The 12,667-nt window shown below is 67.8% G+C and carries 11 protein-coding genes; all 11 read left to right on the plus strand.

Annotated features, from left to right (window positions below; translation table 11 throughout):
• Position 1 precedes the first annotated feature (1 nt).
• From A5906_RS06720 to A5906_RS06770, 11 genes are read left to right on the plus strand one after another with little or no spacing between them, the layout of a single operon-like run.
• Positions 2 to 1,084 carry a branched-chain amino acid ABC transporter permease gene (locus tag A5906_RS06720; RefSeq protein WP_080134473.1) on the plus strand — a complete coding sequence of 361 codons (1,083 nt, stop codon included), beginning with the start codon at positions 2 to 4 and terminating at the stop codon, positions 1,082 to 1,084.
• The gene (locus tag A5906_RS06725; RefSeq protein WP_080134474.1) at positions 1,077 to 1,859 is read left to right on the plus strand and encodes an ABC transporter ATP-binding protein; all 783 of its coding nucleotides are present in this window, start codon (positions 1,077 to 1,079) and stop codon (positions 1,857 to 1,859) included. Before A5906_RS06720 ends, A5906_RS06725 begins: the two co-directional genes overlap by 8 nt.
• Entirely contained in the window at positions 1,852 to 4,062 is a 2,211-nt protein-coding gene (locus A5906_RS06730; protein WP_080134475.1) for an ABC transporter permease, read from the plus strand. Before A5906_RS06725 ends, A5906_RS06730 begins: the two co-directional genes overlap by 8 nt.
• A gap of 3 nt (positions 4,063 to 4,065) precedes the next feature.
• A complete protein-coding gene (locus A5906_RS06735) occupies positions 4,066 to 4,899 on the plus strand; it encodes a phosphoenolpyruvate hydrolase family protein (protein ID WP_080134476.1) in 834 nt (277 codons plus the stop codon).
• Positions 4,900 to 4,924: 25 nt separating this feature from the next.
• Positions 4,925 to 7,834: a flotillin family protein gene (locus tag A5906_RS06740; RefSeq protein ID WP_080134477.1), complete on the plus strand. Its 2,910-nt coding sequence runs from the start codon at positions 4,925 to 4,927 to the stop codon at positions 7,832 to 7,834.
• 9 nt (positions 7,835 to 7,843) lie between these two features.
• Positions 7,844 to 8,281 (plus strand): SRPBCC family protein, encoded by a 438-nt coding sequence (locus tag A5906_RS06745; RefSeq protein ID WP_080134478.1) that lies wholly within the window; start codon positions 7,844 to 7,846, stop codon positions 8,279 to 8,281.
• Between the two features lie 2 nt (positions 8,282 to 8,283).
• Positions 8,284 to 8,727, plus strand: coding sequence for an SRPBCC family protein (locus A5906_RS06750; RefSeq protein ID WP_080134479.1), 444 nt, complete (start codon positions 8,284 to 8,286; stop codon positions 8,725 to 8,727).
• Positions 8,728 to 9,546, plus strand: coding sequence for an FAD binding domain-containing protein (locus A5906_RS06755; RefSeq protein ID WP_080134480.1), 819 nt, complete (start codon positions 8,728 to 8,730; stop codon positions 9,544 to 9,546). It abuts the gene before it with no gap.
• 6 nt (positions 9,547 to 9,552) lie between these two features.
• On the plus strand, positions 9,553 to 10,029 hold the full coding sequence (locus tag A5906_RS06760) for a (2Fe-2S)-binding protein (protein ID WP_080134481.1): 477 nt from the start codon (positions 9,553 to 9,555) through the stop codon (positions 10,027 to 10,029).
• Between the two features lie 11 nt (positions 10,030 to 10,040).
• Positions 10,041 to 11,633 (plus strand): xanthine dehydrogenase family protein molybdopterin-binding subunit, encoded by a 1,593-nt coding sequence (locus tag A5906_RS06765; RefSeq protein ID WP_080134482.1) that lies wholly within the window; start codon positions 10,041 to 10,043, stop codon positions 11,631 to 11,633.
• Positions 11,634 to 11,636: 3 nt separating this feature from the next.
• Positions 11,637 to 12,659 carry a xanthine dehydrogenase family protein molybdopterin-binding subunit gene (locus tag A5906_RS06770; protein WP_080134483.1) on the plus strand — a complete coding sequence of 341 codons (1,023 nt, stop codon included), beginning with the start codon at positions 11,637 to 11,639 and terminating at the stop codon, positions 12,657 to 12,659.
• Positions 12,660 to 12,667: the final 8 nt, after the last annotated feature.

The following is a 12,667-nucleotide window of genomic DNA, read 5'->3' on the forward strand; positions in this document are numbered from 1 at the left end:
GATGTCGCTCGCACACGAGGTCCCCATCCCCGTTCGTCCCGCTGCAGGAGCACAGCGCCCCGCGCGGACATGGCCGGAGATCAACAACCCCGCCGCCTGGATCGTCGCGGCCGTTCTCCTGATCATGCCGCTGATCGCCAACGGCTTCTTCCTGATCGAGATCTTCGCGACCACGCTGATCCTCGGCATCATGGCGCTGAGCCTGATGTTCCTCGCCGGCTATGGCGGCATGGTCAGCCTGATGCAGCTCACCATCGCGGGCTTCTCGGCCTACATGGTCGCCGTGTTCGGCGTCAGCGGCAACGCCAATATCAGCCTGGGCTGGCCGTGGTGGCTTGCGGTTCCTATGGCGCTGGCGCTGGCGACCGCCTTCGGCACGCTCGGCGGCGCACTCGCGGTGCGCACCGAAGGCATCTACACCATCATGATCACGCTCGCGATCGGCGCTGCGTTCTACTATTTCACCAACCAGAACTGGGCGATCTTCAACGGCCATACCGGCATCAACACCGTGGCCACGCCGCACTTCTGGGGCGTCAACTGGCGCGCCGACATTCCCTTCTATTATGTCGTGCTCGCGGTCGCCGCACTCTGCTACGTCGCGGTCGAGTATCTCTCGCGCGCGCCCTTCGGCCTTGCGCTTCAGGGCGTACGCGACAATCCGCGGCGCATGGCCGCGCTCGGCTTCAACGTCAACGCCCATCGTGTCGCGGCCTATGCTTTCGCGTCCTTCGTGGCCGCACTCGCCGGCGTCCTCCAGGTCTGGAACTACCGCCAGATCTCGCCGGGCTCGGTCAGCGTCAGCGCCTGCATCGACGTGCTGATCATTGCCGTCGTCGGGGGCATCACCCGCCCGATCGGCCCGTTCATCGGCGCGCTGATCTTCGTGCTTCTGCGCACCTTCGCGCTCGACTTCCTGGTTCGAATCGGACTCGACGGCAATCGTTTCCGCCTGCTGATCGGCCTCGGCTTCCTCGCCATCGTGTTCTGGTCCTCGGACGGCGTCGTCGGCCTGTGGCAGCGCTGGCGCCAGCATCAACGCCGCGAGGCCGAGCGCTCCGGCGGAGGGCGCCGCCGTGGATAGCGTCGCCCAGCGCCTCTCCGCAGTCGGCGCCAGCGCCGCGCTCGAGCTGCGCGGCGTGACGAGGCTGTTCGGCGCGCTCGCCGCGCTGACTGACGTCACCATCACGGTTCGTCCGGGCGAGCGGCGCGCCGTGCTCGGCTCCAACGGCGCCGGCAAGACCACGCTGTTCAACTGCATCACCGGCGACTTCCCGCCCTCCTCCGGCACCATCCGTTTCTTCGGCGAGGACGTCACCCACTTCCCGCCCTACGAACGCATCCGCCGCGGACTACGCCGGACCTATCAAATCTCGGCGCTGTTTCCGGGCCTGACCGTGCAGGACAACGTCTACCTCGCCTGCCGCGGCGTCTCGCGCGGCCGCTTCTCGTTCCTGCGTCCGGGACAGAACGATGCCCTGATGCATGCGGCCGACAACCTCGTCCAGGCCGTGCATCTGTCCGCCGTGAAGGACCAGCGCGTAGCCGAGCTCGCACATGGTCAGCAGCGCCAGCTCGAGATCGCGCTCGCGCTCGCCGGCGCCCCACGCTTCATCCTGTTCGACGAGCCGGCCGCAGGCCTGTCGCCGACCGAGCGGGCCGAGCTGATCGAGATCCTGACCTCGCTGCCCGCGCATATCGGCTACATCATCATCGAGCACGACATGGACGTGGCGCTGCGTGTCGTCGAGAGCGTCACGATGATGCACAACGGGCGTGTGTTCAAGGAAGGCCTGCCGCAGGAAATCCAGTCCGATCCCGAGGTGCAGGAACTCTATCTCGGAGGCGGCCATGAATGAGGTCCGCCGCCCATCCGCGGCGCTCGAGGTCCGCGGCCTCGATGTCTATTACGGCCACTCCCATGCGCTGCAAGGCGTCGATCTCACGCTGGAGAGCGGCGTGTTCTCCGTCGTCGGCCGCAACGGCATGGGCAAGACCACGCTGTGCAAGGCGATCATGGGGCTGGTCGGCGTGAGCGGCGGATCGATCCGCGTTCGCGGCGAGGACGTCACGCGGCGGCCGCCGGCCCAGATCGCCCGGCTCGGCGTCGGCTATGTGCCGCAGGGACGGCGCCTCTGGCGCTCGCTCAGCGTCGACGAGCATCTGCGGCTTGCCGGCGGAATGCGCGCCGGCGCCTGGACCGTCGAGCGTATCTACGACACCTTCCCGCGGCTCGCCGAACGCAAGGATCATGGCGGCGGCCAGCTTTCGGGCGGCGAGCAGCAGATGCTGGCGATCTCGCGCGCGCTGCTCACCAATCCGCATCTTCTGATCATGGACGAGCCGACCGAGGGACTCGCACCCGTCATCGTCGCGCAGGTCGAGGAGATGCTGTTGCGCCTCGGCGAGGACGGCGACATGTCCGTGCTCGTGATCGAGCAGAACATCGGGGTGGCCACCGCGGTCTCGCGCAACGTCGCGATCATGGTCAACGGCCGCGTCAACCGCATCATCGACTCCGCGCGCCTTGCCGCCGACCGCGAGCTGCAGCAGCGCCTGCTCGGGGTCGGGCTTCACGCCGAGCTCGAAGGCGATAGCGACATATCCGAGACCGCTGCCGGCGCGAAGCCGGCGCCGGTGCCGCGCCCGGGCGGACCCGTCCGGATCTACATTTCCAACCCGACAGCCCCGACGCGATGGTCGCAGCCGGTGCCGATCGCCCGCATCGAGGCCGCGGCCCGCACGCGCTCCACAGACGTCACGCGGCTGGAAGAGACGACGCAGCGCAGGCGCCAGCCGGTGGCGGCGCAGACCGCCGGTCCTCCCGCTGTCCTGGTCGTCGGCACGCTCGACACCAAGGCCATCGAGCTGCGCTTCATCCGCGACATCATCGCGGCAACCGGCCTGCGCACGCGTCTGGTCGACGTTTCAACCAGTGGCAAGCATTCCAGCTGCGATGTCTCCGCGCAGGAGATCGCGCTGAATCACGGCCGCGGCGGATCCGCCGTGTTCGGCGCCGACCGCGGTGCCGCCGTGACCGCGATGGCCGACGCCTTCGCCAATTGGCTGCGGCGCCAGGGCAATGTTGCCGGCGTGATCTCGGCCGGCGGCTCGGGCGCAGCGTCGCTGGTTGCCCCGGGCATGCGCAGCCTTCCCGTCGGCGTGCCCAAGCTGATCATCTCATCCGTTGCCTCCGGCGACGTCGGCTCCTATGTCGGCCCCGCCGACATCACGATGATGTACTCGGTCACCGATGTGCAGGGGCTGAACTCGATCTCGCGTGCGGTGCTCGCCAATGGCGCCCATGCGCTCGCCGGCATGGTCAAGGCGCGCCTCGACGAACGCGCGGCAACGGCCCGCGATGCCGACGGCCTGCCTGCAATCGGCATCACCATGTTCGGCGTCACAACGCCCGCGGTGCAGAAGATCGCGGCCGCGCTGCGCGACGATTTCGAATGCCTGGTCTTCCACGCCACCGGCGTCGGCGGCCGTTCCATGGAAAAGCTCGTGGAGTCCGGCCAGCTCGCCGGCGTCATCGACCTCACCACGACCGAGGTGTGCGACCTGCTGATGGGCGGCGTGTTCCCGGCGACGGAGGATCGCCTTGGCGCGATCATCCGCAGCCGGCTGCCCTATGTCGGCTCGGTCGGTGCGCTCGACATGGTCAATTTCGGCGCGCCCGACACCATCCCGGAACGCTATCGCGGCCGCAAATTCCACGTCCACAACCCGCAGGTGACGTTGATGCGGACGACGACTGAGGAGAACGAGCGCATGGGGCGCTGGATCGCCGAGCGGCTCAACCGGATGGACGGCCCTGTGCGGTTCTTCCTGCCCGAGGGCGGCGTCTCCGCGCTCGATGCGCGCGGCCAGCCGTTCTGGGACCCGGACGCTGATGCGGCGCTGTTCCGAGCGCTGGAGCGCAACGTGCGACAGACCGGCAACCGCCAGCTCATTCGCACACCCAAGAACATCAACGATCCCGACTTCGCCGCCGCCATCGTCAGTGCGTTCCGAACGCTGTTCGGCCGCACCGGTGCGCGACGGAGACTAGCGAGGTGACCGATGGCCAGGTTTGAACGCGCTGCCCTCCTGAAGAAGTTCCGCGACATGGCGAGGCGCGGCGAGCCGATCGTCGGCGGGGGCGCCGGCACGGGCCTGTCGGCCAAGTGCGAGGAGGCCGGCGGCGTCGATCTCATCATGATCTACAATTCCGGCCGCTACCGCATGGCCGGCCGCGGGTCGCTCGCCGGCCTGATGGCCTATGGCGATGCCAACGCCATCGTGCTGGAGATGGCGAGCGAGGTGCTGCCCGTGGTGACCGGAACGCCCGTGCTCGCCGGTGTCAACGGCACCGACCCGTTCCGCGACATGGACGTCTTCCTCGACCAGCTGAAGGCGCTTGGTTTCGCAGGCGTCCAGAATTTTCCGACGGTCGGGCTGATCGACGGCACCTTCCGCGCCAATCTCGAAGAGACCGGAATGTCCTATGCGCTCGAGATCGACATGATCGCGAAGGCGCACGACAAGGACATGCTGACGACTCCTTACGTGTTCAGCGAGAAGGAAGCGGCTGCGATGGCGATCGCCGGCGCCGACATCATCGTCTGCCACATGGGCCTGACGACCGGCGGCACGATCGGCGCGCAGACCGCGCCAAAGCTCAAGGACTGCCCCGCGCATATCGACACCTGGGCCGCTGCTGCGCTCAGCGTCAATCCGGACATCCTGGTGCTGGCCCATGGCGGGCCGATCGCGGATCCCACTGATGCCGATTTCATCATGAAGAACACCCGTCATTGCCACGGATTCTACGGCGCCTCCTCGATGGAGCGGCTGCCCGTCGAGCGGGCGCTGACGGAACAGGTGCGTCAATTCAAGGCGATCGGCGCGCGGTAACGTCGAAGGTTCGAGGGAGGGAAAGATGTCAGGGATGCTGGTCGGTGAATTGATCCTCTGGCTGATCGTCGCGATCGTCGTGATCGTCGTCGGCGTCTACATCGTGAACTGGCTCTACCACCGCTCCTCCAAGGAGACCTCGTTCGTCCGGACCGGTTTCCTCGGCGAGCGCGTGGTGATCAATGGCGGTGCCTTCGTGCTGCCATTCATCCACGATTACACGCCGGTCAACATGAACGTGCTGCCGATGGGCATCGTGCGCTCGCGGCAGGACGCCGTGATCACGCGCGACCGCATGCGGGTCGACATCGAGGCCGACTTCTATGTCCGGGTCCAGCCGACCCGCGACGCCGTCTCGATCGCGGCCGCCACCCTCGGCCGCCGCACCATGGAACCGGAGCAGCTGCACGCCCTCCTCGCCGGCAAGTTCATCTCCGCGATCCGCTCGGTCGCCTCCGAAATGACCATGGAGGAGATGCACGAGCGTCGCGGCGATTATGTCGCTCGGGTCAAGACCAATGCCGCCGAGGCGCTCGCGCAGAACGGTCTCGAGCTGGAATCGGTCGCGATCACCGATCTCGACCAGACCGACCTCGAGTTCTTCAACCCTTCGAACCGCTTCGACGCCGAAGGCCTGACCCGACTGATGGAGGACATCGAGGCCAAGCGCAAGCTGCGCAACGACATCGAGCAGGACTCGATGATCAAGATCCGCTCCCGCAATCTGGAGGCCGAGCGGCAGGCGCTCGAGATCGAGCGCGAGAGCGAGACCGCGCGCCTGGAGCAGGAACGCGACATCGAGATGCGCCGCGCACTCCAGCGCACGGAAGTCGCCCGCGAGCGCGCGCTGCGCGAGACCGAGGCCGAACAGGCGCAGATCTCGGCGCGCGAGGCCATCGAGCGCGCCCGCATCGCCAACGACCAGGCGATCGCGGAAGCCCGCATCGCCTCGGAGCGCGAGACCCGCCAGAAGGAAATCGAGCGGACCCGCACCATCGAGGAGAAGGAGCTACTGGCGCGCGAGGAGATCGAGAAGACAAGGATCGCCAACCAGCGCGCGATCGACACCACCCGCATCGCCTCCGAGCGCGAGGTTCGCCAGCGCGAGATCGAGCGAATGCGCACGGTCGAGGAAGCCGAGATCGCCGCCCGCGAAGCCATCGAGAAGGCCCGCATCCAGCAGGACCGGGTCGTCACCGATGCGCGTATCGCCAACGAGGAGGAGACGCGCCGCCGCGAGATCGAGCGCACGCGTGCCGTGGACGAAGCCGAGATCGCCGCGCGCGAAGCCACCGAGAAAGCGCGCATCGCGCAGACCATGACGGTCAATGTCGAGCGTATCTCCTCCGACGAGCGCACCCGCGCGCTGGAGATCCAGCAGGTGCGCACCATCCAGGAGGCCGAGATCGAGGCGCAGCGCGCCGTCGAAGCCGCCCGCATCGCCCGCGAGCGGACGCTCGCCGCCGAGCGCATCGCCGCCGAACAGAACACCCGGCAGCTGGAGATCGAGCGCAACCAGACGCTCGACGTCGCCGGCATCGCTGCCCGCGAGGCGACGGAAGCCTCGCGTATTGCCCAGGAGGAGCGCGTCCGTTCGCTGGAGATCGCCCGCAACCGCGCCGTCGAGGAAGCCGACATCGCCTCGCGCGAGGCGATCGAGGCGGCCCGCATCGCCCAGGAGAAGGCGGTTGCGGCCGAGCGCATCCAGGCCGAGCGCGATACCCGTTCGCTCGAAATCGAGCGGACCGGCATTCTGGAGGCGGCCGAGCTGAAGCGGCGCGACTCCATCGAGCGCCAGCGCATCACGGTCGATCTGGCGCTCGAGGCCGAGCGCATCAATTCCTCCAAAAAGCGAGAGGTGCTCAACATCGAGCAGAAGAAGGCGATCGAGATCGCCGACGAGGACCGCGTCATCGCCCTCTCCACCAAGCGCTCCGAGCGCATCGATGCCGACCGCCAGGTCAAGCAGGCCGAGATCGTCGCGCGCAAGGAGGTCGAGACCGCCGACGTCACGCGTGAGCAGGCGCTCGAGGCAGCCCGCCTCGAACGGCGGCGTGCGATCGAGCAGCTCGAGGTCGCCCGCGTGCAGTCGCTCCAGGAGGCCGAGATCGCGGCCCGCGAGGAGGTCGAGCGCGCCCGCATCGCCTCCGATCGCGGTCTCGACGAAGCCCGCATCGGCCGCGAGCGCGAGTTGCGCAAGCTCGAAGTCAACCGCGAAAAGGACGTCGAGACGGTGCTGATGGAAAAGGCCATCGCCATTCATCAAAAATCGCTGGAGGAGTCGGCCGCGCGCGCTGCCGCCGAGGAGGCCCGGATGCGCGCGACGGAAGCGGCCGAGCGCGTCGTCACCGCGCGCGAGAGCGAGATCGCCAAGCGCCGCAAGACGGTCGAAGTGCTGCTGGCCGAGAAGCAGGCGGAGGAGACCCGGATCGCGGCCGAGGCCGAGCGCATCCGCGCCACCGTCGAGGCCGAGGCGCAGCGGATGCTCAACGAGGCCGAGAACGTGCTGACGGACCAGGCCCGCTACTCGCTGTTCCGCCGCAAGCTGCTCGACCGTGTAGAGGGCATCGTGCGCGAGAGCGTCAAGCCGATGGAGAAGATCGAAGGCATCCGCATCCTCCAGGTCGACGGCCTCAACGGCAATGGACACGGCGGCGGCAATGGCGGCCGCAGCGCCACCGACGAGGTGATCGACTCGGCTCTGCGCTACCGCGTCCAGGCACCGCTGATCGACTCCATCCTGTCCGATATCGGCGTCGAGGGCGGCAGCCTCGCAAAGATGCCCGGCCTGATCCGCGAGGCGCGCGACATGCAGGGGATCAAGGATGCCGCGCGCAAGGGCGGCGGTGGCGGCGACAAGCCGGCGGCCTCCCCGCCTGCGGCCGAGGGCGGCGGCGAGCCGCCGGCCGAGCGCGGTCCGCGGAAGAAGAGCTGAGGTCGCGCCATGGCCCGCGTCTACGTCTCCACCGTCGTCAACGCCCGCAACGACCGCGTCTGGGCGCGGGTGCGCGATTTCAACGGCCTGCCGAACTGGCACCCGGCGATCGCCGAAAGCCGGATCGAGGGCGGCGAGCCCTCGGACAAGATCGGTTGTGTGCGGGATTTTCGCCTGCGCAACGGCGACCGCATCCGCGAGAAGCTGCTCGGCCTCTCCGACTACGACATGTTCTGCACCTATTCGATCCTGGAATCGCCGATGGGGGTCGAGAACTACGTCGCGACCCTGCGGCTCACACCCGTCACCGACGGCGACCAGACTTTTGTGGAATGGACCGCGGAATTCGACTGCGCGCCGGAGCGGGAGACGGAGCTCGTCGGCAATATCGGCGGCGGCGTGTTCCAGGGCGGTTTCGACGCGCTGAAGCGCGTGTTCGGAGGCTAGCCGTGCCGCATGTCGTCAAGAGCACGATCCTGAACGCGCCGACCGAGGCGGTGTGGAACGTGCTGCGCGATTTCAACGGGCATGACCACTGGCATCCGGCGGTCGCGACATCCTCGATCGAACGCGCGCAGTCGGCCGACAAGATCGGCTGCGTCAGGCGGTTCAAGCTGAATGACGGCTCCGAACTGCGCGAGCAGTTGCTGGCGCTGTCCGACCTCGAACAGACCTTCAGCTATTGCCTGCTGGATACGCCGATCCCGATGTTCAACTACGTCGCCCATGTCCGCCTGCTGCCCGTGACCGACGGCGACCGGACCTTCTGGCACTGGGAGTCGCGGTTCACGACAAGATCTGAAGACCGGGAGCGCATCACCCACATGGTCGCCGAAGACATTTATCAGGCCGGATTCGAGGCGATCCGCCGGCATCTGAAGGAGGCCGCATAGATGGCCGTGACAGTGAAGACTTTCACCAGCGCCGGCGAGGCGGCCGGCGCGCTGTCCTCGGACCGCAGCGCGCGCTATCTCGGCGGCGGAACGCTGGTGATGCGGGCGCTGAACGAGGGCGATGTCTCGATATCGACGGTCGTTCGCGCGAGCGACCAGGCGCTGACCCGGATCGATGCTTCCGGCCCGCGCGTGACGCTGGGCGCCGGCGTCACCTTTGCACGCGTGCTCGCCGAGCGCGACCTCGCCTTCCTGCATGCCCCTGCCCGTTCGATCGGCGGCCCCGCCGTGCGCAATATGGGGACCGTCGGCGGCAATCTGTTTGCGCCAAGTCCCTACGGCGATTTCACCGTGGCGCTGCTGGCGCTCGACGCCACCGTCGCGGTACAGGGCGGCTTCGGCGCCCACAACATCCCGATCGAAGAATTCTTGCAGGGGCGCGACCGGCAGGCCGGCACACTGGTGCTGTCGGTGTCCTGCACAAGGCCGGCGAGCGCGGACGCGTTCCGTTATCGCAAGATCGCGCGGATCAAGCCGAAGGGCGGCGCGGTGATCACGCTCGCCGCGCATCTGCCGGTCTCTGGCGGACGGATCGCGGGGGCGCGGATCGCGCTGGGCTCGATGGCGCCGACACAGATCCGCGCTCGCGCAGCCGAGCGCGCCCTGGAAGGCCGCTCCCTGGACGCCGCGACCATCGCGGCTGCCGCCTCCGCAGCGGGCGAAGGAACATCGCCGTCCGACAACGCGCTCGGCAGCGCCTGGTATCGCCGCGAGATCGTCGGCGTGCATCTGCGGCGTCTGTTGTCGGGACAGGAATAGACCGCCATGTCAAAAATTCCCCTGCAATTTCGTCACAACGGCCGCGACATCGCGATCTTCGTCGACGGCGGCACCAATCTGCTGGTGGCGCTGCGCGAACTGATCGGCGACATGACGCCGAAATTCGGCTGCGGCCAGGGCGGCTGCGGCACCTGCAGCGTGCTGATCGACGGCGAGCTGCACCTGTCCTGTCTGACGCTCGCCGAGACGGTCGCGGGCCGCTCGGTCGAGACGCTCGACGGCATGAGGCAGGGCCCGAACCTGCATCCGCTGCAGCGCGCCTTTGCCGACCATTTTGCCGCCCAGTGCGGCTATTGCACGCCGGGCATGCTGATGGCCGCCAAGGCGCTGCTCGACCGCAACCCCTCGCCGAGCCGCGACGAGGTCATCGAGGCGATCTCCGGCAACATCTGCCGCTGCACCGGCTACGAGCCGATCATCAACGCCATCCTCGCCGCCGCCGGCGGCCGGGTCAGCGCGTAAGGGAACGCGACATGCTGGAACTGCGCAAGGACATCTTCGCCGACGAGCGCGACGATAATCTGAAGGAAATCGGCAAGGGCACCCAGCGCCAGGACATGCTCGGCCATGTCACGGGCACGTCGAGCTATTTCAACGACCATAAACTTCAGGGCATGCTGCATCTGAAAGTCGTGCGCTCGACGCAGGCGCATGCAAGGCTGCGCCGCATCGACACCACCGAGGCCGAGCGCTCGGCCGGCGTCCGCCGCATCATCCGCGGCGCCGACGTGCCGCGCAACCTCAACACGCTGCTCAGCCTCATCAATTTCGGCAAGGACGACGAGCCGTCGCTTGCGGTCGACAAGGTGCGTTACAAGGGCGAGCCGATCCTCGCCATCGTCGCCGACAGCGAGCGCGAGGCCTTCGAAGCCATCGCAAAGGTCAAGATCGACTACGAGCCGCTGCCGACCGTGTTCGACGTCGAGGACGCGCTGAAGCCCGGCGCGCCCGTGGTCAACGAGACCTATCCGAAGAACACGTTCACCTATCACGACGTCTACGACCACCAGCGGCTGCGCTTCGGCGACGCAGACGCGGCGCTCGCGACCGCCGACCACGTGCTCGAGCAGCGCTACCAGATGTCGCCGATCGAGCATGCGCCGACCGAGACCAACGGGGCGATCGCAGCCCCGGACACCAACGGCCGCTACGTCGTTTACACCTCGACCCAGGCGCTGTTCTTCTCGGTCGACACCTGCGCCAAGATCCTGGACGTGCCCTCCAACACCTTCCACTTCATCGGCGGCACCGTGGGTGGCGGGTTCGGCGGCAAGGTCGACACCCTGACCGAGCCGCTCGCGATCCTCGGCGCGATGCTGACCGGGCGTCCCGTACGCTACGTGTTCGGCCGCGAGGAGGAGATGCAATACGGCCCCCCGCGCGGCGCCGAGCGCATCTACATCAAGGACGGCGTGATGCGCGACGGCCGCATCGTCGCGCGCAAGATCCGCGCCTATTTCGACAGCGGCGCCTATACGCGGCTGTCGAGCTATGCCGCGGTGAAATGCGCCGCGCACCTGCCGGGCCCCTACACCATCCCGAACGTCTATGGCGACGTCTATTGCGTCTTCACCAACCGGACGCCCGCGACCGCGATGCGCGGCTTCGGCGTCACCGCGATGGACTTCGCGATCGAATGCCAGATGGACAAGCTGGCCAACCTCGTCGGCATGGACCCGATGGAGTTCCGCATCCTCAACGCCTATCGCGACGGCGACATGAAGGCGCACCGGCGCGAGGCCAAGAACACCGCGCTGATCGAATGCGTGCAGGTCGCCGCCGAGAAGGCAAAGTGGCCGATTCGCGACGAGTTCAAGCGCGCCTCCTCGCGCAAGGACGGCGGCGGCAGCCGCGCCGCCATCCCTGTAACACAGGCGGATTCGCGCGCACGGCCGGCGGTACCCTCGCAGCAGCGCACGAGCTATGACAGGCTTCCGCCCACTGTTACCCGCGAACCGCCGCGCGAGCCACCTTCGCCGGCACCGCCGCCTCCATCGCCCCGCCCCGCCGCTCCATCGCATGGCGCGACCCGCTTCTCGTCGGTGTTCGGAACCAGGAGACGCTGAGATATGACCAGGCATCGCGGACGCGGCATGGCATCGATCAACTATCCCATCGGCATGAATCTCGGCGGCGATCCGAGCCAGGCGCTGGTCCATTCCAACCCCAGCGGGAAGTTCACCGTGGCGCTGTCGTCGATCGACTTGGGACAGGGCATGAAATCGGTGACGCGGCAGATCTGCGCGGAGACGCTGGGTGTGCCGGTCGAAGACGTCTATGTCGACACCGCCGATTCCGACACCGGTCCGCACTGCATGGGCTCGTTCGCCTCGCGCGGCACCCATCGCGTCGGCAACGCCGTGATGGCGGCTGCCCGCGAAGCGCGCGGCGTGATGATGGAAGCGGCGGCCGAGGAGCTCGAGGTCAATGCCGCCGATCTCGAAACCGACGGCCGCGGCAACATCCACGTCAAGGGCGCGCCGCATCGCTCGATCTCGACCAAGGATGTCGCGATCGCGGCACAGTTCAAGCAGGGCAAGACCATTTCCGGCCGCGGCATCTTCCTCGTGCCGCTCTCCGACGTCGACCCTGAGACCGGCGAGATGTCGCCGGCGACCTGCTACGCCCATGCCTGCCTCGTCGCCGAGGTCGAGGTCGACGACGAGACCGGCGAGATCGCGATGGTCCGCATGGACTCCGCCTATGAGCTCGGCCGCGCGCTCAACCCGCGCCTGGTGGAGCAGCAGCTCGTCGGCGGCGCCTGGATGGGCGTCAGCCATGCGCTCTACGAGACGCCCGAGCCCTACTACCCAGACCCGGCTCACGGGCCCCGCGACTTCGTCGAATATCTGATGCCCGGCCCCGGCGACATCTGCCCGCATGACATCGCGGTGCTGGAGCGCCCTGCCCCTGATGGTCCGTTCGGGGCCAAGGGCCCCGGCGAGATGTGCGCCAATCCGGTGCTGCCTGCTGTCGCCAACGCGATCTTCAACGCCGTCGGCGTGCGCATCGACGATCTGCCGATCACGCCTGAAAAGGTGCTGCGGGCGATAAAAGCCCAAGGCGGCGCGCGGCCGCAGGCACGGCGCTGAGGGAAATG

The organism is Bradyrhizobium sacchari (assembly GCF_002068095.1).
Lineage (GTDB): Bacteria > Pseudomonadota > Alphaproteobacteria > Rhizobiales > Xanthobacteraceae > Bradyrhizobium > Bradyrhizobium sacchari.

Coding starts and splice junctions, on each gene's coding strand:
- A5906_RS06760 (WP_080134481.1), top strand. CDS start 9,553: ATGTCAAAAATTCCCCTGCAATTTCGTCACAACGGCCGCGACATCGCG.
- A5906_RS06755 (WP_080134480.1), top strand. CDS start 8,728: ATGGCCGTGACAGTGAAGACTTTCACCAGCGCCGGCGAGGCGGCCGGC.
- A5906_RS06735 (WP_080134476.1), top strand. CDS start 4,066: ATGGCCAGGTTTGAACGCGCTGCCCTCCTGAAGAAGTTCCGCGACATG.
- A5906_RS06730 (WP_080134475.1), top strand. CDS start 1,852: ATGAATGAGGTCCGCCGCCCATCCGCGGCGCTCGAGGTCCGCGGCCTC.
- A5906_RS06720 (WP_080134473.1), top strand. CDS start 2: ATGTCGCTCGCACACGAGGTCCCCATCCCCGTTCGTCCCGCTGCAGGA.
- A5906_RS06745 (WP_080134478.1), top strand. CDS start 7,844: ATGGCCCGCGTCTACGTCTCCACCGTCGTCAACGCCCGCAACGACCGC.
- A5906_RS06765 (WP_080134482.1), top strand. CDS start 10,041: ATGCTGGAACTGCGCAAGGACATCTTCGCCGACGAGCGCGACGATAAT.
- A5906_RS06770 (WP_080134483.1), top strand. CDS start 11,637: ATGACCAGGCATCGCGGACGCGGCATGGCATCGATCAACTATCCCATC.
- A5906_RS06740 (WP_080134477.1), top strand. CDS start 4,925: ATGTCAGGGATGCTGGTCGGTGAATTGATCCTCTGGCTGATCGTCGCG.